This is a genomic window from Promicromonospora iranensis, from assembly GCF_028994775.1.
Taxonomy (GTDB): domain Bacteria; phylum Actinomycetota; class Actinomycetes; order Actinomycetales; family Cellulomonadaceae; genus Promicromonospora; species Promicromonospora iranensis_A.
Window position 1 is genome coordinate 324,705 of record NZ_JAJQMN010000009.1, and the last position, 25,703, is coordinate 350,407.

The following is a 25,703-nucleotide window of genomic DNA, read 5'->3' on the forward strand; positions in this document are numbered from 1 at the left end:
AGGTCCACCGGTCGTTCGGCCGTCTCTGCTGCGGTGTCCGTTCGCAGTCCTTTTCCTGCGCTCGACCCCAGGAGTTCCCCATGGCTACGTTCCTGCCCTCCCGCCCCTCCCGTCCGCTGCTGGGCGCCCTGCGCCCGCGCCGCGCCGTCGATGTCGTGCCCGACGTCGCCCCGCGTCCCGCCGCGCCCGCGCCCCGCTCGGCGGTGGTCGCCGCCGCGATCTACGACGACGGCATCCGCAGGGCCGGCTACGACAACCTCGCGGAGACGTTCAGCGCGCTCCGCTCCCGGCCCGGTGGCATGGCCTGGATCGGGCTGGAACGGCCGGACGAGTCCGAGCTGACATCGCTCGCGCGGGAGTTCGACCTGCACCCGCTCGCCATCGAGGACGCCATCCAGGCGCACCAGCGGCCCAAGATCGAGCGCTACGGCGACACCCTCTTCGTGGTGCTCCGGGCGGCTCGCTACCTGGACGACGCCGAGGAGGTCGAGTTCGGCGAGCTGCACGTCTTCGTGGGCCCCGACTTCGTGGTGACCGTGCGGCACGGCGCCTCGCCCGACCTGGCGGCCGTGCGGAGCCGTCTGGAGTCCGACCGCGAGATGCTCTCCCGCGGGCCGGAGGCCGTCCTGTACGCGATCCTCGACAGCGTCGTGGACGGGTACGCGCCGGTCGTCGCCGGACTGGACCACGACATCGACGAGATCGAGTCCGACGTCTGGGGCGGTGCCCCTGACGTGTCACGGCGCATCTACGAGCTGTCCCGCGAGGTCATCGACTTCCAGCGCGCGGTGCGGCCCGAGCAGGGCCTCTGCGCCTCGCTCGCCAAGGGCGCGGACAAGTACGGCGTGGACCCGGAGCTGCAGGCCTACCTGCGCGACGTCGCGGACCACCTCACCGAGGCCGCCGACCGCATCGAGGTCTTCCGGGCCGCGCTGCGCGACATCCTCACCGTGGCCGCCACGCTCGTCGCACAGCGGCAGAACGAGGAGATGAAGCACCTGTCGGAGGTCAGCATCCGGCAGGGCGAGGAGGTCAAGAAGATCTCGGGCTGGGCGGCCATCCTGTTCGCCCCGACGCTCGTCGGCACCGTCTACGGCATGAACTTCGACGTCATGCCGGAGCTCGACTGGGCGTACGGCTACCCGGCGGCGCTCGTCGCGATGCTGGCCGTGAGCGTCGGCCTCTTCGGCGTCTTCCGTTGGAAGCGCTGGATCTAGCGCACCTTTCCTGGTTGTGGGCGCGACCGTTGCGACGACGTGCCCGCTGTCGGCGCGATGATCGCGCCCACAACCAGGGGGACCAGGCCGGGAGGATCAGGCCGGGACGGGTTCCGGTACGCGTGCGCCGACCGCGCGCAGCACGAACGACTCCGCGGCGCGGATGGTGCGTTCGCGAGCCGCGGGCTCGTCGGGGATGAGCCGGCCGGACAGGCAGGCGTTGACGAGGTGCACCGTCGGCTCGATGTCCTGGGGCGGGAACGTCCCCGCATCGATCCCCGCGGCGAGGATCCGACGGAGGATCGCCTCCACGATGTCGGCGTGCTCGCGCAGCCGCTGCTGCGTGGCACGGGACAGGACCGTACGCAGGTCCGGGCCTGGGGCGAGATGGAAGACGCGAGTGAGCTGAGCCTGCTGGCGGATGTAGGTACGCAGCTGTTCCACCGGGTCGTCCACGCCGTCGAGCGCTCGCTCCAGGGTGTGGGCGTACTGCTCGGTCTCATGCGTGATGAACCCGAGGAGCAGCGCTTCCTTGTCGTGGAAGTGGTTGTAGACGGCAGTCCGGCCGACGTGCGCCGCCGCGGCGATGTCGGCCAGCGTGATGGTGTCGAACCCGCGCTCCGCCATGAGGGTGGACAGAGCGGTGAACAGCTTGTGCCTGGTCATCTGGCGGTGCTCGTGCAGGCTCTTGCCGATGATCTTGGGCATGCTGACATCATATGCACGAGTCGTCAGGTAACTGGAACGCCGGATCGCGGCCCGGCCGCGAGCGGCGCGGCGGCGGAGCCCGGCCTTGTGGCGAAGATGACGTTAAGTCGACCTACGCGGTCTTTGCAGCGGTTGAACGACGCGTCGTTCGCCTGGTTGCACTGAGACTCAGTCGCCAATGAATATCCAAAGGCATGCATATTGGGTCGCGTCGAAATAAGGATCGTCAGGTGGCTTAATGGCCTACGCCTGGTGTCACGAGCGTGTTTCCTCTTTGTAACATGCCTGCATCATGGCTGAAAGTGACCGGCAGTAAAGTGCTTCGCATGACATTTCTGGCGGGTGTGATTCCAGCGGAACACGCCTCGGGCCACATTCTGATCCTGCCCAGCACGAACGGCCCCGTCGCGGTCAGCGAGCTTGCTGCCGCGTGGTTCTCCGATATCGAGTGGCTCCGAGAACCGACCCGCACGTCGAGCTCTCGACGGATGGCCGGTGCCCGGTTCCGGGGTATGGCGCAACCTGACGCGCTTGTCGCCGGTGTCATGCGGCTGGGTGAGGATCACGTGGCGACCGGCCCGTTCGAGGTCGGCGAGGCGCAGCTCGCGGAGCTCCGGATCTCCGCCGCGAAGGCGGAGGCGTACTCGGTGTCCCGCGCGGACGGCCTCCGGGACGTCCGCGGCGCGGCCCCGACGTCGTACGACGACCGGGACGGCATCGCGCGCGCCTTCCCTCACTCGTTGCCGCAGGGTGAGGAGCTGCGCATCGTGCAGTGGATGGTCGCGGCGGCACGCAAGTCGGGTGGCGGCGTGCTCGCGGACGGCAGGCAGCCACTGGTTCCCGACCCTGCGGCGTCGGTCAACCTGGCGCTCTACGCGGCGCACGCACTCCTGCCTGGTGACGTGCTGCCGATGCTTCGGTCGCTCATCGCCACCGCGGACGTCTCCGCCGAGCAGATGACGCCCGACGGGTCGCCCCGCTACACCCTCGCCGGCAGCACCGCGTACGACGGCTCGTTGGTCATCGACATGGAGCGTGTCGACCGGGTGCCGCGCGCGCTCGGCTCGTTGGACTGGCGCAGCTACGGCCCGTTCGCCTACCGCATGAGCTGGGTCCCTGCCGATCCCTACGAGCTGGAGCTCGAGCAGGCGTCCGGGCTGCACGTGATTGCCCGGGCTCGCATGCGCGCCTCGCTCGCCCGCCTCGCGGTGGCGATCCAGAGCCGCATCGGGGGAATCCTCGTGGACGACGGCGGCTTCATCGCCGTGCCGGAGGAGCTCGACGGGCGCAACGACTCGACAGCGGGCGGCGCCCCCGGATCACGCGCCTGGGTGTGATCAGCTTTTCGGTTATCCACAGATTTTGTCCACAGCCCTGTGGGTGATGTGGGAATTCCGGGGCTGTTCCTGTGGACAGAACTGTGGGCGAAGATCGGGTGAAAATTACAACGGTGGAGCGGTTGCCGCCCTTACGACACGCGGATAGAAACGAGGCAATGGTTCGACGATTCGGGTGCAGATTCGGTGCGCTGCAGCAGTACCGACCGGCCTGGACATCGGACACATGGTTGACCGGAGAACGACAGGGCATCCCGTGCCGCGGTACGGGCTGTGGATGACGCCACAGGTTCTTGTACGGGGCCGGAAGACCGCCCGCGTCCGAACGTCCGTGGAGAACAGGCCTGGTGCTCCAGGTCTGACGGACGGTTCGGGGTCGTGACGTCGACACGGCGCTCTGGTCCTCACCGAAGGCGGACCACGGGTACGCGGTGATGCCAGGGCCCCCGGCCTGCCCCGGGGGCCCTGGCTTGCCCGCCGGACGGCCCGTCCCCGGGGTCCTGGGCCCGGCTCCCCACCTGGATCTAGGCTCTGCCCATGAGCAACCTCGAGACCCGGCCGGCCGAGCAGGTCTGCACCGCCGGCGAGCAGGGTGACGGCATCGAGCTCCTCGCCCCGCGGGAGGTACCGCTGGGCGGGCCGCGGGCGATGAACGTGCGGCGCACCATCCCGCAGCGCGCCAGGTCTCTCGTGGGGGCATGGTGCTTCAGCGACCACTACGGTCCCGACGACGTCTCGTCCAGCGCGGGCATGCAGGTCCCGCCCCACCCGCACACCGGGCTCCAGACGGTGAGCTGGCTCTTCGAGGGCGAGATCCTGCACCGCGACTCCGTGGGGTCGCTGCAGACGGTCCGACCAGGCGAGCTGAACCTCATGACGGCTGGGGTGGGCATCTCGCACTCGGAGGAGTCGCCGGCGGAGGGGCGCCCGCCCCTGCTGCACGGTGTGCAGCTGTGGACGGCGCTGCCGGGGGTGGCCCTGGGGATCGACCCGCACTTCGAGCACCACGGCGACCTTCCGGTGGCACGGCACGACGGCGCCGTCGTGCAGGTGTTCATCGGACGCCTGGCGGTGGCCGGCGAGGAGCTGGACTCGCCCGCGACGACGTACACGCCGCTCGTGGGGGCGCAGATCGACCTGGAGCCCGGTGCGGAGATCCGGCTCGACGTGGACCCGGGGCACGAGCACGCTTTGCTCGTGGACTCCGGCGACGTGACGTTCGAGGGGTCAGCGGTGCCGCGGTACAGCCTCGGCTACGTCGCGCCCGGACGGTCCGCCGTCGTGGTGCGCGCCGCGGGGGGTGCGCCGGCGCGAGCGGTCCTGATCGGCGGCCTGCCCTTCGCCGAGGACGTCATCATGTGGTGGAACTTCATGGGCCGCACGCACGAGGACATCGTCAGGGCTCGCGCCGACTGGATGGCTCTCGTCGCGGAGCTCGGGCCGGAGAGTGGCTCCGGGGCGGCCGGCGCGACGGGATATACCGGCGGCGCCGCCGGGCGCCGCTTCGGCCAGGTGCAGGGCTATCCGGCCGGGCCCTTGCGTGCGCCCGCCCTGCCGGACCTCCGCCTGAAGCCCCGGGCGCGGCCGGGGCAGAGCTGATCGGGCCCGCCGGGCCGGGGCCTGACAGGCCGTCGCTGACGGGCCGGGTTCAGTCGATGTCGTACCGGAGCATGAACTCGCCGGCGTCGAGCACCACGTAGCTCACCTCGACAGGGGTGTCGTCCTGCGTGAACGCGGTGCGCGTGACGGCCAGCACCGGCGTTCCGGGTTCGATCCGCAGCTCCTCGATCTCCTCGATCGTCGGCATCCGGCCCACCACGTCCTCACGGAACCGCACCGGCGCGTGGCCGGCCTCGGTGAGACGTGCGTGCGTACCGCCCGGCCCGACCTGCTGCTCCGCGATCGGTGTCCCGGCCGCGATCGACGCGGGCAGGTAGGACGTGGCGAACAGCACGGGCTTGCGCTCCCGCAGGTGCAGCCGCTCGCGCACGGTCACCTTGTCACCCTCGGCGAGGCCGAGCGCCGTCCGGACCTTCTCGGGCGCGTCGGCCTCCGCCGTGACGGCCAGCGTTCGGACGGTGAGCCCCGCGCCGGTCTCGTCGATCTCGGCGGTCACCGTGGACTCGTCAGTCTGGCCGCCGGTGGTGTCCCGCACGATCGGCTCGAAGGCACGCACGAACACGCCGGAGCCGTGCCGTGTCACGGTCAGCCCCTCGTCCTTGAGCATGGACAGCCCGTGGCGCGCGGTCATGCGCGCCACGCCGTAGTTCGACATGAGCGCTGCTTCGCTCGGAAGGCGGTCGCCCGGTTTGTAGGTCCCGGAGCGGATCGCGGCACGAAGATCCTTGGCGATGCTTGCGGCAGTCACACGTCCCTCTCTAGACACGGAACCCACCTAACCCGCAGCCAGTGCGTATACGCAACTTTTCGGCGTAGCGGTTGCGGTGCCCAGTTCACCCGCAACAGGCTGTCTATGCGCCTAGAGGTAGGCGCGGAGAGGTGGGAGAGATGGCGACGATTGCGGGCAGCCTGGCCGATTCGGCGGCCGGTGCGGCGGACCTGCTGGCGGAGGTAGGGGACGCACGGATCAAGTGGGTCGAGGTGTTTCGCGACCATCTGGTCGTGCACCCGGCACGGCTGGCCGAGGGGGCGGAGATCGCGGAGCAGCTCGGGATCACCGTCGCGACGGACTACCCGGCGACCAAGCCGGGCTTCACGGTGTGGACCGGACGTTGGAACGGCATGGAGATGTTCGTCTACGCGGAGCTGCGGGGGACGGCGCGAGCGATCCGGGCGTGGCCGACATGACCGAGGGCTCCTGCGACGCGGGCCCGGCCGCCGAGGGCTGCCCGATGCCGGGTGCGCACCTCGCCGAGCTCGTCGGGGTCACCGCGCTGATCGCGCACATCTTCGACATCCACACGCTGGACGTCCGGGCGGGGGTGGACCACCTCGATCTTGAGGACGACGTGGTGGGCGTGCTCACGGTCGACGTCGTCGCTGCCCGGGTGCCCGACGCGGTGCGCCTCGCGGGAATGCTCCACCTGGCGGAACGGCAGGGACACCACGACGGCGAGGGCCCCCCGGTGTGGCGGTGCTGGAGCGGTTGGGTTCCCTCGTCCGAGCGCGGCCTGGCGGTCTCGCTGCATCTGACGGCGCCGGTGCGGGTGGTGCGGGCCTGAGCAGCGTCGGACGGGACGGGCACGTGCCTGGCGCGGGCCTGGCACGAGGACCGTGTCGGCGCTTGCCGAACGAAGAACGCCCCAGGTCGGGATCTGCATCCTGACCTGGGGCGTTGCTCTGGGGAGCGGGTGACGGGAATCGAACCCGCGCTATCAGCTTGGGAAGCTGAAGTTCTACCATTGAACTACACCCGCATCGTCCGGTTCTGCCGGGTATCTGCTGTTCGCGAAGCCCGCTAGGGTTCCGCAACAGCGCCCGTGAACCTGGCGCGCGACCCGATCATACCCAACCTCGCCCGGATGCCCGAACCGGATACGGAGCGAGTGTCGCCGAGCAGCCGGAGCAGCAGTGAGCGAGCACCCCAGCGAGAAGCCCACCGAGCCCATCTACCAGGAGACGAAGCGGCTGCCACCACGCGCACCGAGCCCGTCAAAGCCCCCGCCGCCGCCGGGCGAGACCCGCGCCATGAAGACCCCCGGAGGCAAGATCCCGGGAGGCGGTCCGGCGAACTACCAGCAGCAGTACGACTACGACCGCCCTACGCCGCCGGTGGAGCACGTGCCGGGGCACAAGTCCCGGATCACCGCGGGTCTTCTCGGGATCCTGCTGGGCGTCGTCGGAGCGCACCGGTTCTACCTGGGCTACAAGGGCCTCGGCTGGATCATGCTGCTCATCACGGCGGTGTCACTGGGAAACGCGTGGTTCGTGCCGGCGATCTGGGGCGGCATCGAGGGAATCCTGTACCTCGTGATGCGCAAGGGCTACTGGTCGGTGGACGCGAAGCACAAGCCGCTGCAGTGGTGACCGTCGCCCGGTGACCGTTGCCCGGTGGCCCGGCACGGACACCCTGTAGCGGTGCCGCCGGGCCACGGGGCGGCATCGTCCCGTGGCGGCCAGTACCGTATCCGGGTGCTCCTCTCCGACCGCGATATCCGTGCCGAGCTCGAGGCCGACCGCGTAGTCCTCGACCCGTACGAACCGTCGATGCTGCAGCCGTCGAGCATCGACGTGCGCCTCGACAAGTACTTCCGGCTCTTCGACAACCACAAGTACCCGTTCATCGACCCCGCGACGGACCAGCCGGAGCTGACCCGCCTGGTGGAGGCGGACAACGACGAGGCGTTCGTGCTGCACCCCGGCGAGTTCGTGCTGGGCAGCACCTTCGAGGCGGTCACGCTGCCCGACGACGTCGCCGCCCGCCTCGAGGGCAAGTCCTCCCTCGGGCGGCTCGGCCTGCTGACCCACTCGACGGCCGGCTTCATCGACCCCGGATTCAGCGGGCACGTGACGCTGGAGCTGAGCAACGTCGCGACGCTGCCGATCAAGCTGTGGCCCGGCATGAAGATCGGGCAGATGTGCTTCTTCCGGTTGTCGTCGGCGTCGGAGCACCCGTACGGGTCCGACCTGTACGGCTCCCGTTACCAGGGTCAGCGCGGTCCGACAGCCTCCCGATCGTCGAAGAACTTCCACCGCACCGAGGTCTGATCGCAAGCGCTGGGCAGCGGCCTCGACGGGTGCCCACCGAGCGGTAGGCTCCCGGGTGCCCGGCGCGGACCGGGCATCCCCCCACGTCAGAAGGGACCCCGATGGCCGCTCCTCAGCTCCCGCTCTTGCCGCGCACGGCGGCGCAGGCACACCAGGCACGGCACGTACTGACCGTGCCCGGCGACGTGGAGCTGGACGAGATCGAGGTTCTCGCGCTCTCCCGCTTCTCGGCGACCCGCTGGGACGTCGTCCCCGCGGGCATCCTTCCGGGCAACGTGGCGGGCGCGCCGCAGGTGCGCCGCGCGCAGGGCAAGGAGGTCGGGGTGCTGCGGGTCTCGCGGCACGCTGTGATGAACGGCCCTTACCTGCCCGCGGGCGAGGGCTTCGACCTCGGTGTCCCGCCGGGAGCCGCGATGGCCTTCGACATCATCTGCCACCGGGAGCGCGGGGAGGTGCCGTTCCCCGCGGGTGACCGCGACGGCATCGGGCGCGCCTTCGCGGCCGGTATGCCCGAGCGCGAGGAGCGCCGGCTCGTCGAGTGGCTGGTCTCGGTGGCGCGCCGGCTCGGTGGTTCCCTCCGCCTGGACGTGGGCGGCATGTGGGACGCACCGGGTGGACCGACGGCACAACCGGGCGCCGGCGTGGTCCTCACCCCGGACGCCGGTGCCGCCATCGACATGACGGTCTACTCGGACGTCTGGCTCGACCCGCAGGCAGCGCACACCATCCTGCAGAAGGTTCACCCGCGTGCCCGCCTCCACATGGAGGGCAAGGAGTGGGGTGGCCCGCCACAGGGCATCGCCGACAAGCCGCTCTACCCCGGCGACCCCCTGGACCCCGAGCTGCGCAAGAAGCTGCACGCGGCCGCCGACGACTACGACATCAAGGCCCTCACGGGTCCGCGTGTCCTCGACGGGTACGGACTGATCGTCGACCTCGACGTCGACGGCATCGTCTCGGTGGAGATCTCCGGCGAGGAGAAGCTGCCGCGCCTGCTGCGCGGCCTGCCGTGGGCGGAGCAGGGCGCGGTGCGCTACTGGGTGCACTGGGAGCCGCACGACCTGGTGGAGTCGCAGCGTGAGTTCCCGTCCATGGAGCTACGAGTCGCGCGGAAGCGCGCGGCGGAGCTGGTGGCCCGGCTTGCCGGTGCCGTCCACGCCGCCGCGGGAGGCGAGATCGCCGACGAGGATGGCTTTCTGGTAGACCCCTCCGACCTCTGAGAGCCCCGGGCTTTACCCGCTGTGCCGGCCTCGTGCGGAGGCCCGGCACCGCGGTCGTGCCAGGACGGGCAGGTCAGAGGTACTGGCCGGGGGCCCGGCGTTCGCCACCCGGCTCGTCCTCGTGGCTGCCCGGCAGGGTGGGTCCGCCGGGGCCACCGGGACCGAACGCCCCGGAGCCGGGCGGCAGCGCACGGCGCATCTGCGAGAGCTGCGCCTGCGCCGCCATCTGCTGGGCCACGAGCGCCGTCTGGATACCGTGGAACAGGCCCTCGAGCCAGCCCACGAGCTGGGCCTGAGCGACCCGGAGCTCGGCGTCGGACGGTGCGGAGTCGTCGGAGAACGGCAGCGTGATCCGGTGCAGCTCGTCGACGAGATCGGGGGAGAGGCCGTCCTCGAGCTCGTGGATCGAGCGCTCGTGGATCTCGGCCAGGCGGGTACGGGCGGCCTCGTCCAGCGGCGCGTCACGTACCTCGTCGAGCAGCCGCTTGACCATGCCGCCGATGCGCATGACCTTGGCCGGCTCCTCCACCTGGCCCACGACGGCCTCGGCCTCGTCGACCTCTTCCTCGGCAGAGCCCTCGGGGCGGCGGTCCGGCGGCACCGCGGCACCGTCGGGCGTCACCACCTGGGGATGCACGGTGGACGGCCCGTCGGGGCGCCCGGACCGGTCCCGCTGGTCGGTGTTGTCGTCGTGTCGCTCGTCTGACGGGGGGTTGGCTCGCTCGTCGGTCATGGGTCCAGTCTTGCCCGGATTGCTTGTCGTCCGCATGGCAGCGACCGTGCGCGGTCGAAATTGTCGACCATGCCTATATATAGGCACGGGATGATCAGGGGAGCAGGAGAACTTTGCCGAAGGCCTCGCCCGACTCGAGCAGCTCGTGCGCGGACTGCGCCTCGGCGAACGGTATGCGGGCATGTATTACCGGCCGGACCCGCCCGTCCGCGACCAGCGGCCAGACGTGCTCCTCGGTGTCGGCGACGATGCGCGCCTTCTCGTCCGCCGGCCGCGACCTCAGCAGCGTTCCGGTGACGGTCCCGCGGCGGGCGAGAAGGTCGCTGAGGTCGAGCTCGCCCCGCCGCCCCTGCTGCATGCCGATGACGACCAGCCGGCCGTCCTGCGCCAACGCGCGGACGTTGTCGCCCAGCGCGCCGCCGCCGAGGAGGTCGAGCACGACGTCGGCCCCGCGGCCGTCCGTCGCCCGTCGCACCTCGTCGACGAAGTCCTTCTCCCGGTGGTCGATGACCAGGTCCGCCCCGAGCTCGGCGCACCGTGCGGTGCGCTCGGCGCCGCCGGCCGTCGTGGCGACACGTGCGCCGAGGGCCTTGGCGACCTGGATCGCGAAGCTGCCGATGCCGCCCGAGCCGCCATGGACCAGCACCCACTCGCCGGAACGCAGCCGGCCGACGTCGACGAGGTTGTTCCAGACCGTGCACGCGGCCTCGGGAAGTGCCGCCGCGTCGACCAGGTCGACGCCGTCGGGCACCGGGAGCACCTGCGTCTCGCGGACCACGACTTCCTCCGCATAACCGCCCCCTTCGAGGAGCGCGACGACCCGGTCACCGGCGCGCCAGCGCGACACGCCGTGTCCGACACGCTTCACAGTTCCTGATATCTCAAGACCTGGCCAGTCGGGCGCACCCGGCGGAGGGGGGTAGGATCCGGCCCGTTGGAGCAGGTCAGCACGGTTGACGCCGGCAGCGGCGACGGTGATCACCACGTCCCTTTGGCCAGCAATCGGGGGATTCAGGGAGGAAAGGGAGAGTTTCCCTGATGGGCCCGGTCCAGATATCGTGACGGCTCGCACATCGATGAAGCCTACTTCCGTACGGCCCGCGTTGGTCGCCAGCGGAAACCAGGTGCCGGTAACTTGTACGCAGCACCGAGGGATGCTCGGCGGGCACACGCACGCCACCCCCTTCCGGATCAGTGATGGAGAGAGGTACGCATGTTCCGCAGGTTGGGAGTGCGCGGGAAAGTTCTTGCGACCCTGGTCACGCCTGCCATCGTCCTGGTCATCGCAGCGGCGTACATCATCGGCCTGTCTGTGGTCGACGCGATGCGCGCGCAACAGACGAGTGATCTCGTCGCCGCGCTGAAGTACCAGGACGAGGCAGGAACGACGTTCGCGCAGGAACGGTCGTACAACATCGTGGCGATGATCGACGACGGTCCGTACGGTGACCAGGCCCGCCTCGCGCTGCTGCAGGGAACGCCGGAGATGGAGGAGGACGGCGTCACCCAGGCGACCAACAAGGACGGCACCCCGAAGTGGGCGGCCCCGGCGGCCCAGGCACAGACGATCAAGGCACTCGACGAGCGCGACGAGGCGCTGCTCGACATCGACATCTCGATGCTGGACCAGCGCGTCAAGAACGCCGTCGCGCAGACCATCGAGGACCGCGCGGCGATCACCGACGTGCAGAAGCAGGTCGCCGACGGGCGTCTCACGGAGCAGAGGGCGACCAAGGCCTACGGCGGGTACATCGACGGTGCCCTCGAGGTGATGGACGCCATCGCGGACACGTCCGAGGACCGCGATCTGGGCACCCGTCTCGAGGCGTACCACTCGATGGACGAGCTCATGCTCACGAACACCTACGAGCGCCCGGTCGTCTCCCTGGCCCTCGGCATCTTCACGCAGCACCCGCAGGGCGAGGAGGCAGCCCGGACCATGGCGCTGCGCGCCGCGGACCTGGTGAACCTGGGTGACCGTCAGTGGGACGAGACGCAGGACCTCTACGACCGCATCCCCGGTGACTACCAGGTCCCGGGCATGGACGGCGTCTACGGCACCGTCCGCGGCTACGTGGCGCGCGGCGATCTCGGCTCGATCCAGCCGGCCCAGATCGAGGCGTTCTCGAACGAGTCGGCCAAGTGGGTCGAGGAGGGGCGCATCGTCCGTGACGCGGTCCGCGAGGACGCCGCTGCCTTCGCGCAGGAGCAGGCCGACATCGCCGCGAACCGCGCCTACCTCACCGGTGGCATCGCGATCGCGGCCCTCGGCTTCTCGATCATCACGGCGCTCGTCATCGCCCGCCGCCTGGTCTCCCCGCTGCGTCGCCTGACCCAGGCCGCCGGCGTGGTCCGTGACCGCCTCCCCACCCTGGTGGAGCAGGTGTCGGTCCCCGGGCAGGGCCCGAGCATCGACCTCGACCCGATCACCGTCGAGTCGTCGGACGAGATCGGCCAGCTGGCCGCCGCCTTCAACGACGTCAACAGAACGACCATCGACGTCGCCCGCGAACAGGCGGCCCTCCGTGGCTCCATCGCGGAGATGTTCGTCAACGTGGCCCGGCGTGACCAGGTGCTGCTCAACCGGCAGCTCGCCTTCCTGGACGACCTCGAGCGTTCCGAGGAAGACCCGTCGACGCTGTCGAACCTGTTCCGTCTCGACCACCTCGCGACCCGGATGCGCCGCAACGCCGAGTCCCTCCTGGTGCTCGCGGGCATCGACTCCGGTCGTCGTGTCCGCCAGCCCATGCCGGTCTCCGACGTCATCCGTACGGCGTCCTCCGAGATCGAGCTGTACGACCGGGTGCGCCTGAACCTCGTCGTCGACCCGATGATGCTGGGCCACAACGCGCTGAACGCGGCGCACCTGCTGGCCGAGCTCCTCGAGAACGCGACGATGTTCTCCGAGCCCCACACGCCGGTCGAGGTCACCACGGCCCGTGACGAGCAGTTCGTCACCGTCGTGGTCCGCGACCACGGCCTGGGCATGAACCCCGACGAGGTGGCAGAGGCGAACCGTAAGGTGCTCAGCCACGCCGCGTCGGACGCCGTCGGTGCCCAGCGGCTCGGCCTCTACGTGGTCGGTCGTCTGTCCGACCGCCTCGGCGCCCAGGTCGAGTTCGGCGTGGGCGAGGGCGGCACGGGTACCGAGGTGACCGTCCGTTTCCCGGCGGTGCTGTTCATGCCGGACAACGCCATGCCGCTGCCGATGCCGACGGACCCGCTGGAGGCCAACACGCAGGCGGCCGCCTCGCAGTTCAACGGTGGTGTGGCCACCGGCCCGGGCACCGGTGCCATGCGGGGGGCGGGTGCACCCACCAACGGTTTCGGCTCGCCTGCCATCACGGCGGCGTCGCCGGCCACGACCTCCGTTCCGCAGCAGGGTGGCATGCCGGTACCGACCGGTACGTCCCAGATCGCCGCTGCCGCCTTCGCGGCGCAGCCGGCCCCTGTCGCGCAGCAGGTCGACATCAACGCCCTGACCGACGGCACGACGGCGCTCGGCCTGGCCCGACGCCGCAGCTCGACGGCGGCGCAGCCGATGGCCGAGACGACGCCTACGGGCTCGATCGTCCTGCCGGAGATCCAGACGCCGTCGCTCCCGCAGGAGTACCAGGGCGACGACAACGCGTGGGCCCCGCCGTCGAACGTGTCCGAGGGCAGCTCGCTCCCGAGCCGCCAGCGTGCACCGCAGCCGGAGGAGCCGGTCGCACCGGTCTTCGAGGACACGACGCCGGCAGCGGTGGACGTGGACCAGCGCAGCGCTCTCTTCTCGAGCTTCCGCTCCCTGAGCACGATCGATCCGGTCGACGGCGGCGGCACCCAGTCGCTGCAGCTCGACCCGGTGACGCAGGACCCGGCCGCGCTGCCCGGGATGTCGGACACCGACGTCATGCGGTTCCCTGCCGCGGGCGGCGCTCAGACGCCTCCCGCACAGGCACCGGCCCGGAGCTTCGGCGGTCCGTCGGAAGGCTTCGGCGGCCCGTACGAGGGTGATGGCGAGCAGTCGCAGGGCTTCGGGGCCGACGCGCCGCAGGGCCCGGACTCGTCGTACGAGGCGCTGCCCGCGTTCGAAGAGCTCATGGCGGATCTTCCGAGCCGTCGCTCGACCGGGTCGGGCACCCAGGGGGCCAAGCCGGCGCAGCAGAAGCGTGGGCTGTTCGGTCGCCGGCCGGGCCAGCCCGCCACCGGCGAGCTGCGCGCCTACCAGCCGCAGGAGCGTCCGGCGTCGCGTCCGATCCAGACCGTGAGCAGCCCCGTCGGCGGTGCGCCGACGTTCGGTGCTCCGAACGTGGAGACGCAGAGCTTCCAGGCGCAGAACTTCCAGGCGCCGAACTTCCAGGCGCCGAGCAGTCCGCCGCAGGACTTCCCGGCACCCCGCGCGCCGCAGGACTTCCAGACGCCGAACGCTCCGCAGAGCTCGCCGGCCCCGCAGCCGGCGAGCCCGATGACCGGAACCTTCCCGATCGCGGCTCCGGCGCAGGAGCAGCAGCCCCTGGCCGACCCGACCTACCAGCGGGGCTTCCAGGAGGGCTACCAGCGGGCGGTCCAGGAGTCGCTGACGTCGGCCATGCCGGCGGTGCCGAACGCACCGGCGGGTGGCACGGTCCCCCTGCCCACGCAGGCGCAGGCGGCCGTCCCGGCTCCGACCCAGAGCAGCAACCCGTTCGTCGACGCAGCGCCGCGTGCCGCTGCGCCCGCCCCCGCGCCGGCTCCCGAGCAGGCGCCCACCTCGTTCGCGTCGGCCCCGGCCACCCAGGCCGTGCCGATGGCGACCGCGCAGCAGCCCTTCGAGGCGCCCGCTCGTGAGTTCAGCGAGCCGTACCCGACCGGTGCTGTGTACGACCCGACGTATGGTTCGCCCGCGCCGCTCGCCAAGCGGGCTGCCGGCACGGACGGCGACGGCAAGGACCCGCTCGACCCGGAGTACGTGCGGGACTCGGTGGAGGCTCGATCGGAGTGGACCGCCTCGGCGGTTCTCTACGAGGAGATGACGAGCCTCCTTCGCCGAGGGGCTTTTCAGGAAGATGATGTGAAAGAGAGCGACTCGTACCGTCCGGCGGCCGTCAACACCGAGGTTGTGGGCGGCGGTCTGACCCGCCGCACGCGCGGTGCCTCGGGCACCGGGGCGGATCCCACCGTCGAGCGCCTCTCCGCTCGCATTGACCGTGATCCCGAGCAGCTCCGCTCACGACTCTCGGCATTCCAGTCGGCCACCGCCCGTGGCCGGTCGGAATCCGTTGACGAGGGTGGATCGGAGAACGAGAACGGCAAGAAGGCCGATGGGGACTCGACGTGGGCACCCTCGACCGTGAATCATGTCCCTGACTCAGCGCCGCAGTCGCGGTGACAAGCGCGTCTGTGGATTCTGACTAGGAGGAACAGAGAGTGACCCTCAGCACCGAAGCAACGAATTTCGGGTGGCTGCTCGACAACTTCGTGCGTACCGTTCCCGGCAGCCGCCACACGCTCGTCGTGTCGGCGGACGGCCTGCTCATGGCGATGTCCGACCAGCTGGACCGCACCAGCGGTGACCAGCTCGCGGCGATCGTTTCGGGTATGTCAAGCCTTACGCGTGGAGCTTCCAGGCAGCTCAACGGCGGTAATGTCCGTCAGGCAATCATCGAGATGGACAACGGCTTCCTTTTCCTGATGAATGTCTCGAACGGGTCTGTGCTCGGCGTGGTGGCGGAGGCTACGTGCGACATCGGTCTTATCGGCTACGAGATGGCTCTTCTGGTGTCCCGCACCGAGGCCACGCTCACGCCGCAGCTGATCTCGGAGATGCGTGGCAGCCTCCCGGTCGACGGGCAGACCCGAGCCGCCAGCGTGGGATGAGGACTCGACCATGACGTACGCACCTTTCGGTTCCCAGGGGCAGGGGGACGTCCGTGAGACGTCCACCGTGCGCCCCTACGCGGTCACCGGAGGCCGGGTGCGGTCGGAGCTGTCCGACCTGCCGCTCGAGGCCCTCGTGGAGGTACTGCCCGGCGCGGTCAGCAGTTTCGGGTTGCCACCCGAGAAGCGCGCGATCCTCCAGCACGCCGCCCACACGTACGTGTCGATCGCCGAGCTCTCGGCCCTTCTGCGGCTGCCCCTGGGTGTCGTCCGGATTCTTGTGGCGGACATGCAGGAGGAAGGGCACGTGACTGTGCACACCTCGACACCGGTTAACGTCCACACAGGCCACGGCAGCTCGAACTCGGGCCTGTCGCTGAGCGTCTTGGAGAGTGTTCTGAATGGCATTTCCGCCCTCTGACGGCGGGGCCCGCAGCGGTCCCAACTGGGCCCCGGTGTCGGGTAACGCCGGCACCGCGACCGCTTCCTCGAGCACGCCTGCGCGCCAGAGCGTGCTGGGTGGTGGCGGCGGTGCTTCGGCGCCCACCGCACAGGCGTCCCGTCCGGCGCAGGCGCAGCCTGCACCGCCGGTGATGCAGCAGGCTCCGACCGGTAATGCCGGCGCACAGGCGGCTCCTGGCTCTCAGCCCGCAGCCGAGCGCACCGCGCCCACGGTCGTCAAGATCGTCGTCGCCGGTGGCTTCGCGGTCGGCAAGACGACGTTCATCGGGTCGATCTCCGACGTCGAGCCGCTGAACACCGAGGCTGCGATGACCGAGCACTCGGTGGGCGTCGATGACGCCGGTGGCGTCACGGACCGCAAGACCACCACCACGGTGGCCATGGACTTCGGCCGGGTCGAGCTCCCGGGCAACCTCTGGCTGTACCTGTTCGGCACCCCGGGTCAGGACCGCTTCCTCTTCATGTGGGACGACCTGGTGCGCGGCGCGATCGGCGCCGTCGTCCTGGTCGACACCGACCGCCTGGAGCAGTGCTTCCCGGCGATCGACTACTTCGAGTCGCGCAACATCCCGTTCGTCGTGGGCGTCAACTGCTTCGACGGCGTGGCCAAGCACCGGCTCGAGGACGTGCGCGAAGCACTGCAGATCCCCTCGCACGTCCCGATGCTCTACACCGACGCACGGTCCCGTGCGGCGACCAAGCAGACGCTGATCGCGCTGGTCCAGCTCGCGATGCGTCAGCTCCGTTCCGGCGCACAGGCGCAGGGCTGAGCCACTCTCCAGCATTCCGCGGACGGCGGGCCACCCTGGGGCGGCCCGCCGTCGCTGTTCCGGCGGACGTTAGACTGTGTGGCTGCGCGGCCGTGCCTGGTGTACGGCGGAAAGCGGCGCACGAGGAGGGCTGACAGAGCGGCCTAATGTGACGGTCTTGAAAACCGTTGTGCGGCAACGCACCGGGGGTTCGAATCCCTCGCCCTCCGCTCGTGTGATGACGCGGGACATCGATGACCGGTGTCCCGCGTCATCTCTTTTTCGCCACAGGACTCAACCGGCGGACGGCGGGTACCTCCGGTCGGACGGCCCGGCGTCCGCGCTCAGGGTACGACCGATTCGGCGGACCACGGGAAGCGGGTTCCGGTCAGCCGCTCGGAGACCTCCCAGAGCCGCCTCGCGACATCGGCGTCGTCGACCACCGAAGACCGGCCGATCAACGTGGCTGGACCCCGTACCCCGCCGAGACGGCTCGGTCCCGCGAAGCTGCCACCCGGGACGTCGCCGACCGCGGCCATCAAGGTCGGGAGGGAGCCGCCCTCCGGCCCGTGGGCGAGCACCGGGGTGCTCGCCGCCATGACCCGGTCGAACAGCCGGTTGCCGCTCGTGATCCGGAAGCCGGTGGATGCCCACCCTGGGTGAGCGGCCGTTGCGAGCACCGGCGAGCCCACGGCGGTCAGGCGCCGCTGCAGTTCCGCGGTGAACAGGAGGTTGGCCAGCTTGGACTGCCCGTACGCTCCGAACGGGCTGTAGGCCCGTCGCTCCCACTGGAGGTCGTCGAAGTCGATCCGGGCGGTCCGGTACGCCGTGGACGTGACTGTGACGACACGGCCGGTGATCCGGTCCAGGAGCAGGTTCGTCAGGGCGAAGTGGCCGAGATGGTTGGTCCCGAACTGACTCTCGAAGCCGTCAGCGGTGAGCCGGAGCTGGTCGGCCATCGTGCCGGCGTTGTTGATCAACAGGTCCACCGTTCCCTCGACGTCACGGACGAAGGACCGGACAGAGGCCAGCGAGGCGAGGTCCACCGGGCGGACCTCCACCTGGCCGCGCATGGCAGCCGCGGCGGCGCGGCCTCGCTCCTGGTCGCGCACAGCGAGGATCACCCGTGCGCCCTTGGCCACGAGGGCGGCAGCGGTGGCACGGCCGATACCGCTACCGCCTCCTGTGATCACTGCGGTGCGACCAGTCTGGTCGGGGATCTGCTGGGGCGATGCGAGGTTGGGCATGATCGGCAATGTATCCAGCGGTAACTATGTTGTCAACGGACACTTCTCGTATGCTGGCCCGATGACGCCCGAGCGCCCCTATCACCACGGCAATCTGCGCGAGGCTGTGCTGGAGCGGGCCGCCGTCGTGGTCCGCGAGCGGGGGGTCTCCGGGATCTCGCTCCGTGAGCTCACCGCCGATATCGGGGTGTCTCATACCGCACCACGTCGGTATTTCCCTGACCGGCAGGCGCTGCTGGACGCCCTCGCCGCAGAGGGCTTCCTGCGGCTCGGCAGTCGTCTGGGTGAGGCCGCGGCCGCGGCGCCCGGGTTCCAGGAGCAGGTTCGCTCGATCGCTGACGCGTACGTCGCCTTCGCTCTCTCCGAAGCGAACCTGGCCGAGCTGATGTTCGCCCACGAACGGGGGGAGGGCGACGCGCTCGTCCAGCAGCGCGCCACCGAGGCGTTCGGGCCGCTGCTGGAGACGTTCCGGCGCGGTCAGGCCGAGGGGCGGCTCTCGATCCGCGACCCGGAGCGGGCAGGGCTGCTGTTCCTCGCGACGCTGCAGGGCATCGCCGGCTTGCGGAGCTGCGGGGTCATCCCCGAAGGGGAGGTCGACCAGATGATCGACGAGACGGTGGCGCAGCACGCGGCACGCGCCGCCACCGGCGAGTTGGGCGGCGTCAGCTGATGCCCACGATGGGCAGCCGCAGCGCGGCCGGTGCTGCCTCCGGCACCACGGGTGCGGCCGGGCGCACGGGCTGCACGGCGGTGTAGGCCGATCCCAGGGCGGGACGCCCGTCCGGCTCGCCGGCGTTGGGCCACAGCGCACAGGCGCGCTCGGCCTGCGCGGTGATGGTGAGCGACGGGTTCACCCCGAGGTTCGCTGTCACCGCCGAGCCGTCCATGACGTGCAGGCCCTCGTGGCCGAACATTCGCAGGTACGGGTCCACGACGCCGCTCTCGGCATCTGACCCGATGGCGCAGCCGCCCAGGATGTGCGCGGTGAGCGGGATGTTGAACGGGTCACCGATCGTGCCGCCGGCGATACCCTCGACACCGTCGCCGCCCAGCTTGTCGGCCATGCGGCGCACCGCCTCGTGGCCCTCGGGGATCCAGCTCGGGTTCGGTGCGCCGGTGCCTTGCGTGGACGTCATGTACCGGCCCAGGACGGAGCGCTTGGTCAGGGTGGTCAGCGAGTTGTCGTGGGCCTGCATCACGAGGGCGATCACCGTCCGCTCGGACCAGCGGCGCCAGTCGAGCAGCACGGGCAGCCACTTCAGGTTCTTGCCCAGCTCGCCGAGCCAGCGGAGGAACCGGAACCGGCCGCCGTCGACGAGGATGTGCTGCAGCGCGGCCATGACGTTGGAACCATGGCCGTAGCGCACGGGTTCGATGTGCGTGCTCTCGTTCGGATAGAACGACGACGTGATCGCGACGCCGCGTGAGTAGTCCGTCGCGCCGACCTTGTGCGTCATCGCGCCGAGCAGCGCCTCCGAGTTGGTCCGCGTGAGGTGTCCGAGCCGTCCCGACAGCCGCGGCAAGGTGCCGGCGTCCTTCATGGCGTGCAAGAGGCGCTGTGTGCCGAGCGTGCCGGCTCCGAACACCACCTGCCGTGCGGTGAACGACCGCCTGCCCGCCCACTTCCTGCCCGTGCGGTGAGTCCGGACCTCGTAGCCGCCGCCGGGCAGCGGGCGCACCACGTCTGCGGTGGTGAGCGGGTGCACCTCGGCGCCCGCGCTCTCGGCGAGGTAGAGGTAGTTCTTGACGAGGGTGTTCTTGGCACCGTGCCGGCAGCCCGTCATGCACTCGCCGCACTCGGAGCAGCCGGTGCGCTCCGGGCCCGCGCCGCCGAAGAACGGGTCGGCGGCGCACTGCCCAGGGGAGGGCGACTCGGCACCACCCGGACCGAAGTACACGCCCACGCGGGTGGGACGGAACGTGTGGCCGACGCCCATGTCCTCGGCGACGCCGCGGATGATCTCGTCGGCGGGGGACCGGCCGTGGTACTGGACGACGCCGAGCATGCGTTCCGCCTGGTCGTAGTACGGCGCGAGCTCGGTCTTCCAGTCGGTGATGTGCGACCAGGCGCTGTCCGCGTAGAACGGGTCGAGCGGCCGGTAGAGGGTGTTGGCGTAGACCAGGGACCCGCCGCCCACGCCCGCCCCCGTCAGGCACAGCACGTTGCGCAGCAGACGTACGCGCTGGATGCCGTAGCAGCCGAGCGCGGGCGCCCAGAGGAACTGCTTGAGGTGCCAGGAGTTCTTGGCGAACTCGTGGTCCTCGAACCTCCGGCCCGCCTCGAGCACGCCGACCCGGTAGCCCTTTTCGGTGAGGCGGAGGGCGGCGACGCTGCCACCGAAGCCCGACCCGATCACCAAGACGTCGTAGTCCATGACCGCGAATGTACCCGCTATTGACGCTGGGTGAAATACGCGCACCGAAGCTCCCTGGCGGGCGAACGGGCACTCCGGCGGCCCTGGCCGGCGTTGTCCGGATAGGAAAAAATCGGCGGGATGACGGCGATGCGGGGGTGGTCCGAGGGCCGCGAGCCCTTCCGCTTTGCTCAGCGCGCCGTACGGCAGGTACCCTGGGCCGCGCGGCATTACCTCTGCCTGAGCAAGGGCTGTCGCGAGGAGACGTCGCATAGTCAGGTCTAGTGCGCCACCCTGCTAAGGTGGTAACGGGGCAACCCGTTCGAGGGTTCAAATCCCTCCGTCTCCGCCAGGAAGGTCCCGGCCGCGCGTGACGCCCGGGGCCTTTTCTGTGGGAGGCATCGGAACGTCGGTTCGGCCGGTGGCTCGAAGCCGGCGGAGAGCTGTGACGGAGTTCTCCTCGGGAAGCGCGGATTTGAGTTTGGGTCCGCGCCGAACAGGCGGTAATGTTCTCGTCGGTCGGCCGTGTGAACGGCAGGCCGGTAGGAAGTGGTACGACCAGCGCCCGTAGCTCAACGGATAGAGCATCTGACTACGGATCAGAAGGTTGGGGGTTCGAATCCCTCCGGGCGCACATTGGCCCCTCACCAGGCGAAAGCCGGGTGAGGGGCTTTCTTGTATCCACGCCGTCCGGCGGGTGCCAGACAGGTCCCGATGTGGTCACGGTTGTGACCCAGACCACTCGACTGTTGACCTGGCCTGCGGCTCTCGCTACGTTCACCTGCGGCACACCCGTTCGGAGTACAACCAGGACCGACGTCGGAGCTCAACGAGGCGTTGCGACGTAGGCCCCGGGGAAGATCCGGACGGGCGTGCTGCCCAGGGGACGCACCCCCGGTCGCACGTGTGCGAGCTGGAGCGGCCGGAGACCCGGCCGAGGATGCGAATCGGACACGCGCACTGGCAGGGAGAGGAACTCGGATGAGCGAGATCACTCAGGACGCCGGCACCAGGTCGGGTGAGTTCGTGCAGTCCCTGGAACGAGGTCTGGCAGTGATCCGCGCGTTCGGCACGGACCGCGCCCGGATGACGCTGAGTGAGGTCGCCCGCGAGGCCGAGCTGAGCCGGGCGTCCGCGCGACGCTTCCTGCACACCCTGGTGGAGCTCGGGTACGTCGTGACCGACGGTCGTGTGTTCGCGCTGCGGCCCCAGGTGCTGGAGCTCGGGTACGCGTACCTGTCGAGCCTGTCGTTGCCCGACGTGGCTCAGCCTCACCTGGAGCAGCTGGCGGAGGACGTCGGTGAGTCGTCGTCGGTGGCGGTGCTCGACGGCGCCGACATCGTTTACGTCGCCCGTGTGGCGACCCGCCGCATCATGTCCGCGGCGATCCAGGTCGGCACCAGGTTCCCGGCGGCCGCCACGTCGATGGGCCGTGCCGTCCTGGCGCACGTGCCGGACGGTGAACGTGAAGCGTTCCTGGCCGCGACCACGCTGGCCCCGCTCACCTCGCGCACGATCACGAACAAGAGCGAGCTGCGCGCGGAGCTGAGCACGGTCAAGGAGCAGGGCTGGGCGCTCGTCGACCAGGAGCTGGAGGAAGGCCTGCGGTCGATCGCTGCTCCACTGCGCGACGGGACCGGGCGGGTCGTCGCGGCCGTGAACGTCTCCGCACCCGTCCGCAGAGGGCCCGTCGAGGAGATGGCCACCGAGTTCCTCCCGGCACTGCTCCGTGCTGCCCGCGAGATCGAGGCGGATCTGGCCCGTACCCGGACCTGAACCTGGCTGCTAGCGTGAGTGTGCGCATATGGAACTTATGTGCGCACAGCGAACAGGCAGGGGTCTGATCGATGAGACACGCATACGTCTACGACGCGGTGCGCACACCCTTCGGCCGGTACGGCGGTGCTCTGGCGGCGGTACGCCCGGACGATCTCGCCGCCTTCGTCGTGGCGGAGCAGACGCGCCGGGCTCCGGGGCTCGACCCGGCCCGGATCGACGACGTGATCCTGGGCAACGCGAACGGAGCCGGTGAGGAGAACCGGAACGTGGCGCGCATGGCGGTGCTGCTGGCCGGACTGCCGGTGACGGTTCCCGGCGCCACCGTGAACCGGCTGTGCGGCTCGTCGCTCGAGGCGGTCGTCCAGGCCGCCCGTGCCGTGGAGTCGGGTGACGCCGAGGTGGTCATCACCGGCGGGGTCGAGTCGATGAGCCGCGCACCCTGGGTCATGCGCAAGCCGGAGCGTGCTTACCCGGCGGGCAATGCAGAGCTCGTCTCCACGACGCTGGGCTGGCGCCTGATCAACGAGCGGATGCAACCGGACTGGACCGTGTCCCTCGGCGAGGCGACGGAGCGCCTGCGCGAGAGGTACGCCGTGACGCGAGAACGCCAGGACGAGTTCGCCCTGCGTAGCCACCGGCTGGCACACGAGGCGTGGGAGGCAGGCTGGTATGACGACCTGGTCACCGCATACCCCGACACCGATCTGCGCCGGGACGAGCCCGTCCGTCCTGGCGGCACCCTGGAGAAGCTGGCCGCACTGAAGCCCTCGTTCCGTTTGGAGGGAGGCACCATCACCGCGGGGAACGCCTCTCCGCTGACGGACGGCGCCAGCGCCGCCTTGGTCGGTTCGGAGTCGGCCGCCGGCCACACCGGCCTCGAGCCGCTCGCCCGCATCGCGGGCCGTGCGTCGGTCGCCAACGAGCCGCAGTACTTCGGGTTCGCGCCGGTCGAGGCCGTCGACCGGGCCTTGGCGAAGAGCGGCATCGTCTGGTCCGACGTCGGCGCGGTCGAGCTCAACGAGGCGTTCGCCGCACAGTCGCTCGTCTGCGTCGATGCCTGGGGTGCGGACCTCGACATCGTCAACGCATGGGGCGGCGCGACGGCGCTCGGTCATCCGCTGGGCGCGTCGGGCACCCGGATCCTGGGGACGCTCGCGCGCCGCCTGATCGCGGAGAACCAACGCTGGGGCGTCGCGGCGATCTGTATCGGCGTCGGCCAGGGAATGGCTGTGGTGCTCGAGAACATCCGAGCTGCAGCATGACGGTCCAGCTCGCGCGGACGCCCCAGGAAGCCGTCGGTGATGTCGCCGACGGGTCGACCGTGATGATCGGTGGGTTCGGGCCCGCCGGGCAGCCGGTCGAGCTCATCGACGCGCTCCTGGAACAGGGGGCGGGCGATCTCGTCGTCGTCTCCAACAATGCGGGCAACGGGGAGGACGCCCTGGCACGGCTGATCCAGCTGGGCCGTGTCCGCCGCATCGTGTGCTCCTTCCCCCGCCAGGTGGACTCGTGGCACTTCGACGAGGCCTACCGCACTGGCCGGATCGAGCTGGAGCTGGTGCCGCAGGGGAACCTGGCCGAGCGGATCCGGGCGGCCGGCGCGGGCCTGGGCGGCTTCTTCACGCCGACCGGCTACGGCACCCCGCTGGCCGAGGGCAAGGAGACACGCGTGGTCGATGGTGTCCCGATGGTCTTCGAGTCGCCGCTTCGCGCCGATCTCGCCCTGGTCAAGGCATTCCGGGCCGACGGCGCGGGCAACCTGGTCTACCGCAAGACCGCGAGGAACTTCGGACCGGTGATGGCCACCGCCGCGCGCCGGACGGTCGCACAGGTGACGGAGGTGCTGCCTGCCGGGTCGATCGACCCGGAGTCGGTGGTGACCCCTGGCATCTATGTCGACGCGGTGGTGCCGATCGACAGCACGACCGTGCTCGCGGGCGCACAACCTTCGGAACGAGGAGCCACCTCATGAGTGCGGAGACGATCCCGGCCGGGGCGCGAGGTACGGCGCCACTGTCCACCGCACAGATGGCCGCCCGTGTGGCCGCGGACATCCGGCCCGGCTCGTACGTGAACCTGGGTATCGGTCTGCCGACGCTGGTGGCCGACCACCTGCCGGCCGGCGCGGGCATCACTCTCCACACGGAGAACGGGTTGCTCGGCATGGGGCCGTCACCCCGCGCGGACCTCGTGGACCCGGAGCTGATCAACGCGGGCAAGGTCCCCGTGACGGAGCTCGCCGGTGCCTCGTACTTCCACCAGGCGGATTCGTTCGCGATGATGCGCGGCGGCCACATCGACGTGTGCGTGCTGGGCGCGTTCCAGGTGTCGGCATCGGGTGACCTCGCGAACTGGTCCACCGGACGGCCCGGTGCCGTGCCGGCAGTGGGTGGCGCGATGGATCTCGCGGTGGGCGCGAAGCGGAGTGTCGTCATGATGAAGCTGCTGACGAAGGATGGTGAGCCCAAGCTCGTCCGCGAATGCACGCTCCCGCTCACCGGGGTCGGCTGCGTGTCCCGGATCTACAGCGACCTCGCGGTGATCGACGTGGGGCCGGCCCTCGACGGCGAGGCGCGTCTCGTCGAGTCGTACGGCGTCTCGCGCCGGGAGCTCGAGGAGATGCTGGGCCTGAGCCTGGCTTCCGTCGCGGCCTAGTACCGGCGCGCTGTGGCGGCCAGGTACGGCGGGATGACGAAATCTGAATCAAAGATTACGTAGACATGGCCGAGGGGGACAGTTCTTGGTCTGGTCCCGGCGGTTCTGCCGCACCAGGGCGCGCCAGAGGCCGTCTGGCATGGCTCCGTACCCCTCAGACCTGATGTCCTCTTGGAAAAACAGCCGGTGAACAGCGGCTCTGTGTCCGCCGTCACCGCTCCCGGCTTTGACGCACCCCAGCAGCTGACGTACTGTTCTGGATGTCAGCCCGACGGGCCGACGGACACGGGGCCGGAAACGGCCCGGGTGGCCGCGCCGGGGCTGGATCCCATCTCTGATGCAGGGCAGTTGTTGTCGCCCTGCGGGATATCAGATGCGGATCCTCTCGTGTAGAGCATGCAGGTCCATCAGGACCAGCAAGTTTGCGAGGCGGGTTCGGGTCTGGTAAGTTGAAGAGGTTGCCCCGGATGGGGCCAGCATCCAGCGGATGATGGTTCTGACGGTGTGCGTCGGTTGTTTGAGAACTCAACAGTGTGCTTGATAGTCAATGCCAAATGTTTTAACCCTTGTCGGGTGTGGCTTTGCTGACCGTCCGGTTGGTGGGGTTGCATTGTCGTGAGGGGTTGTTTGGACGGACACAAATCATCAGATTTGTATCTGGCCGGTATCATTGTTCATGCTCGCCTTTTGGGTGGGTGTGGATGTTTCTCTTTTACGGAGAGTTTGATCCTGGCTC

Annotated in this window: 23 protein-coding genes and 4 tRNA genes; 20 read left to right on the forward strand and 7 right to left on the reverse strand. The window is 69.9% G+C overall.

The window, feature by feature from the left end; translation table 11 throughout:
* Positions 1-80: 80 nt before the first annotated feature.
* Entirely contained in the window at positions 81-1,217 is a 1,137-nt protein-coding gene (locus tag LUU90_RS18730) for a magnesium and cobalt transport protein CorA (RefSeq protein ID WP_275005239.1), read from the forward strand.
* 96 nt (positions 1,218-1,313) lie between these two features.
* Here LUU90_RS18730 and LUU90_RS18735 read toward each other — a convergent pair whose 3' ends face one another.
* A complete protein-coding gene (locus LUU90_RS18735) occupies positions 1,314-1,925 on the reverse strand; it encodes a TetR/AcrR family transcriptional regulator (RefSeq protein WP_275005240.1) in 612 nt (203 codons plus the stop codon).
* Positions 1,926-2,251: 326 nt separating this feature from the next.
* Here LUU90_RS18735 and LUU90_RS18740 point away from each other — a divergent pair, with 326 nt between their 5' ends.
* Positions 2,252-3,262 (forward strand): hypothetical protein, encoded by a 1,011-nt coding sequence (locus LUU90_RS18740; protein ID WP_275005241.1) that lies wholly within the window; start codon positions 2,252-2,254, stop codon positions 3,260-3,262.
* A 537-nt stretch (positions 3,263-3,799) separates the two neighbouring features.
* The gene (locus LUU90_RS18745) at positions 3,800-4,861 is read left to right on the forward strand and encodes a pirin family protein (RefSeq protein ID WP_275005243.1); all 1,062 of its coding nucleotides are present in this window, start codon (positions 3,800-3,802) and stop codon (positions 4,859-4,861) included.
* Positions 4,862-4,910: 49 nt separating this feature from the next.
* Here LUU90_RS18745 and LUU90_RS18750 read toward each other — a convergent pair whose 3' ends face one another.
* The gene (locus tag LUU90_RS18750) at positions 4,911-5,630 is read right to left on the reverse strand and encodes a GntR family transcriptional regulator (protein WP_275005245.1); all 720 of its coding nucleotides are present in this window, start codon (positions 5,628-5,630) and stop codon (positions 4,911-4,913) included.
* A gap of 140 nt (positions 5,631-5,770) precedes the next feature.
* Between LUU90_RS18750 and LUU90_RS18755 the strand changes: the two genes are divergently transcribed.
* Together LUU90_RS18755 and LUU90_RS18760 are read left to right on the forward strand one after the other, a co-directional pair.
* Positions 5,771-6,070 carry a hypothetical protein gene (locus LUU90_RS18755; protein ID WP_274994446.1) on the forward strand — a complete coding sequence of 100 codons (300 nt, stop codon included), beginning with the start codon at positions 5,771-5,773 and terminating at the stop codon, positions 6,068-6,070.
* Complete coding sequence (locus LUU90_RS18760; protein WP_275005246.1) at positions 6,058-6,444, forward strand: hypothetical protein; 387 nt, start codon at positions 6,058-6,060, stop codon at positions 6,442-6,444. The genes LUU90_RS18755 and LUU90_RS18760 overlap by 13 nt, the downstream gene beginning before the upstream one ends.
* Positions 6,445-6,568: 124 nt before the next feature.
* Here LUU90_RS18760 and LUU90_RS18765 read toward each other — a convergent pair.
* Positions 6,569-6,639, reverse strand: a tRNA-Gly gene (locus tag LUU90_RS18765).
* Between the two features lie 154 nt (positions 6,640-6,793).
* On the opposite strand from LUU90_RS18765, the gene LUU90_RS18770 reads away from it, so the two are divergent.
* From LUU90_RS18770 to LUU90_RS18780, 3 genes are all read left to right on the forward strand, one after another.
* On the forward strand, positions 6,794-7,249 hold the full coding sequence (locus tag LUU90_RS18770; RefSeq protein ID WP_275005248.1) for a TM2 domain-containing protein: 456 nt from the start codon (positions 6,794-6,796) through the stop codon (positions 7,247-7,249).
* Between the two features lie 105 nt (positions 7,250-7,354).
* Positions 7,355-7,930, forward strand: a complete 576-nt coding sequence (dcd, locus tag LUU90_RS18775) for a dCTP deaminase (RefSeq protein WP_275005250.1) — start codon at positions 7,355-7,357, stop codon at positions 7,928-7,930.
* 101 nt (positions 7,931-8,031) lie between these two features.
* Complete coding sequence (locus LUU90_RS18780; protein ID WP_275005251.1) at positions 8,032-9,150, forward strand: hypothetical protein; 1,119 nt, start codon at positions 8,032-8,034, stop codon at positions 9,148-9,150.
* Positions 9,151-9,223: 73 nt separating this feature from the next.
* Here the strand turns inward: LUU90_RS18780 and LUU90_RS18785 are convergent, their stop codons facing one another.
* On the reverse strand, positions 9,224-9,883 hold the full coding sequence (locus LUU90_RS18785) for a bacterial proteasome activator family protein (protein ID WP_275005253.1): 660 nt from the start codon (positions 9,881-9,883) through the stop codon (positions 9,224-9,226).
* A gap of 94 nt (positions 9,884-9,977) precedes the next feature.
* The gene (locus tag LUU90_RS18790) at positions 9,978-11,063 is read right to left on the reverse strand and encodes an NAD(P)H-quinone oxidoreductase (protein WP_342470683.1); all 1,086 of its coding nucleotides are present in this window, start codon (positions 11,061-11,063) and stop codon (positions 9,978-9,980) included.
* Positions 11,064-11,096: 33 nt separating this feature from the next.
* Between LUU90_RS18790 and LUU90_RS18795 the strand changes: the two genes are divergently transcribed.
* From LUU90_RS18795 to LUU90_RS18815, 5 genes are all read left to right on the forward strand, one after another.
* Positions 11,097-15,233, forward strand: a complete 4,137-nt coding sequence (locus tag LUU90_RS18795; protein ID WP_275005256.1) for a HAMP domain-containing sensor histidine kinase — start codon at positions 11,097-11,099, stop codon at positions 15,231-15,233.
* Positions 15,234-15,271: 38 nt separating this feature from the next.
* Positions 15,272-15,721 (forward strand): roadblock/LC7 domain-containing protein, encoded by a 450-nt coding sequence (locus LUU90_RS18800; protein ID WP_020017525.1) that lies wholly within the window; start codon positions 15,272-15,274, stop codon positions 15,719-15,721.
* A 10-nt stretch (positions 15,722-15,731) separates the two neighbouring features.
* Positions 15,732-16,142: a DUF742 domain-containing protein gene (locus LUU90_RS18805; protein ID WP_020017526.1), complete on the forward strand. Its 411-nt coding sequence runs from the start codon at positions 15,732-15,734 to the stop codon at positions 16,140-16,142.
* A 172-nt stretch (positions 16,143-16,314) separates the two neighbouring features.
* Positions 16,315-16,953: a GTP-binding protein gene (locus tag LUU90_RS18810; RefSeq protein ID WP_374727013.1), complete on the forward strand. Its 639-nt coding sequence runs from the start codon at positions 16,315-16,317 to the stop codon at positions 16,951-16,953.
* 124 nt (positions 16,954-17,077) lie between these two features.
* Positions 17,078-17,162: transfer RNA gene (locus LUU90_RS18815), tRNA-Ser, on the forward strand.
* Between the two features lie 114 nt (positions 17,163-17,276).
* Here LUU90_RS18815 and LUU90_RS18820 read toward each other — a convergent pair.
* Entirely contained in the window at positions 17,277-18,179 is a 903-nt protein-coding gene (locus LUU90_RS18820; RefSeq protein WP_275005259.1) for an oxidoreductase, read from the reverse strand.
* 61 nt (positions 18,180-18,240) lie between these two features.
* On the opposite strand from LUU90_RS18820, the gene LUU90_RS18825 reads away from it, so the two are divergent.
* Entirely contained in the window at positions 18,241-18,849 is a 609-nt protein-coding gene (locus LUU90_RS18825; protein WP_275005261.1) for a TetR/AcrR family transcriptional regulator, read from the forward strand.
* On the opposite strand, the gene LUU90_RS18830 is transcribed toward LUU90_RS18825, so the two are convergent.
* On the reverse strand, positions 18,842-20,554 hold the full coding sequence (locus LUU90_RS18830; RefSeq protein WP_275005263.1) for a GMC oxidoreductase: 1,713 nt from the start codon (positions 20,552-20,554) through the stop codon (positions 18,842-18,844). The two genes, LUU90_RS18825 and LUU90_RS18830, sit on opposite strands and share 8 nt — an antisense overlap.
* A gap of 239 nt (positions 20,555-20,793) precedes the next feature.
* On the opposite strand from LUU90_RS18830, the gene LUU90_RS18835 reads away from it, so the two are divergent.
* The 6 genes from LUU90_RS18835 to LUU90_RS18860 all read left to right on the forward strand — a co-directional run bounded on the left by LUU90_RS18835 (position 20,794) and on the right by LUU90_RS18860 (position 24,967).
* A tRNA-Ser gene (locus tag LUU90_RS18835) sits at positions 20,794-20,885 on the forward strand.
* 209 nt (positions 20,886-21,094) lie between these two features.
* Positions 21,095-21,167, forward strand: a tRNA-Arg gene (locus LUU90_RS18840).
* Positions 21,168-21,514: 347 nt separating this feature from the next.
* Positions 21,515-22,309 (forward strand): IclR family transcriptional regulator domain-containing protein, encoded by a 795-nt coding sequence (locus tag LUU90_RS18845; protein WP_275005265.1) that lies wholly within the window; start codon positions 21,515-21,517, stop codon positions 22,307-22,309.
* A gap of 71 nt (positions 22,310-22,380) precedes the next feature.
* Entirely contained in the window at positions 22,381-23,574 is a 1,194-nt protein-coding gene (locus tag LUU90_RS18850) for a thiolase family protein (RefSeq protein WP_275005267.1), read from the forward strand.
* Positions 23,571-24,284 carry a 3-oxoacid CoA-transferase subunit A gene (locus LUU90_RS18855; protein WP_275005268.1) on the forward strand — a complete coding sequence of 238 codons (714 nt, stop codon included), beginning with the start codon at positions 23,571-23,573 and terminating at the stop codon, positions 24,282-24,284. The genes LUU90_RS18850 and LUU90_RS18855 overlap by 4 nt, the downstream gene beginning before the upstream one ends.
* Positions 24,281-24,967 (forward strand): 3-oxoacid CoA-transferase subunit B, encoded by a 687-nt coding sequence (locus LUU90_RS18860; RefSeq protein ID WP_275005269.1) that lies wholly within the window; start codon positions 24,281-24,283, stop codon positions 24,965-24,967. Before LUU90_RS18855 ends, LUU90_RS18860 begins: the two co-directional genes overlap by 4 nt.
* Positions 24,968-25,703 lie beyond the last annotated feature (736 nt).

Coding starts and splice junctions, on each gene's coding strand:
- LUU90_RS18730 (WP_275005239.1), top strand. CDS start 81: ATGGCTACGTTCCTGCCCTCCCGCCCCTCCCGTCCGCTGCTGGGCGCC.
- LUU90_RS18735 (WP_275005240.1), bottom strand. CDS start 1,925: ATGCCCAAGATCATCGGCAAGAGCCTGCACGAGCACCGCCAGATGACC.
- LUU90_RS18740 (WP_275005241.1), top strand. CDS start 2,252: ATGACATTTCTGGCGGGTGTGATTCCAGCGGAACACGCCTCGGGCCAC.
- LUU90_RS18745 (WP_275005243.1), top strand. CDS start 3,800: ATGAGCAACCTCGAGACCCGGCCGGCCGAGCAGGTCTGCACCGCCGGC.
- LUU90_RS18755 (WP_274994446.1), top strand. CDS start 5,771: ATGGCGACGATTGCGGGCAGCCTGGCCGATTCGGCGGCCGGTGCGGCG.
- LUU90_RS18780 (WP_275005251.1), top strand. CDS start 8,032: ATGGCCGCTCCTCAGCTCCCGCTCTTGCCGCGCACGGCGGCGCAGGCA.
- LUU90_RS18785 (WP_275005253.1), bottom strand. CDS start 9,883: ATGACCGACGAGCGAGCCAACCCCCCGTCAGACGAGCGACACGACGAC.
- LUU90_RS18795 (WP_275005256.1), top strand. CDS start 11,097: ATGTTCCGCAGGTTGGGAGTGCGCGGGAAAGTTCTTGCGACCCTGGTC.
- LUU90_RS18805 (WP_020017526.1), top strand. CDS start 15,732: ATGACGTACGCACCTTTCGGTTCCCAGGGGCAGGGGGACGTCCGTGAG.
- LUU90_RS18810 (WP_374727013.1), top strand. CDS start 16,315: ATGCAGCAGGCTCCGACCGGTAATGCCGGCGCACAGGCGGCTCCTGGC.
- LUU90_RS18820 (WP_275005259.1), bottom strand. CDS start 18,179: ATGCCCAACCTCGCATCGCCCCAGCAGATCCCCGACCAGACTGGTCGC.
- LUU90_RS18825 (WP_275005261.1), top strand. CDS start 18,241: ATGACGCCCGAGCGCCCCTATCACCACGGCAATCTGCGCGAGGCTGTG.
- LUU90_RS18830 (WP_275005263.1), bottom strand. CDS start 20,554: ATGGACTACGACGTCTTGGTGATCGGGTCGGGCTTCGGTGGCAGCGTC.
- LUU90_RS18845 (WP_275005265.1), top strand. CDS start 21,515: ATGAGCGAGATCACTCAGGACGCCGGCACCAGGTCGGGTGAGTTCGTG.
- LUU90_RS18850 (WP_275005267.1), top strand. CDS start 22,381: ATGAGACACGCATACGTCTACGACGCGGTGCGCACACCCTTCGGCCGG.
- LUU90_RS18855 (WP_275005268.1), top strand. CDS start 23,571: ATGACGGTCCAGCTCGCGCGGACGCCCCAGGAAGCCGTCGGTGATGTC.
- LUU90_RS18860 (WP_275005269.1), top strand. CDS start 24,281: ATGAGTGCGGAGACGATCCCGGCCGGGGCGCGAGGTACGGCGCCACTG.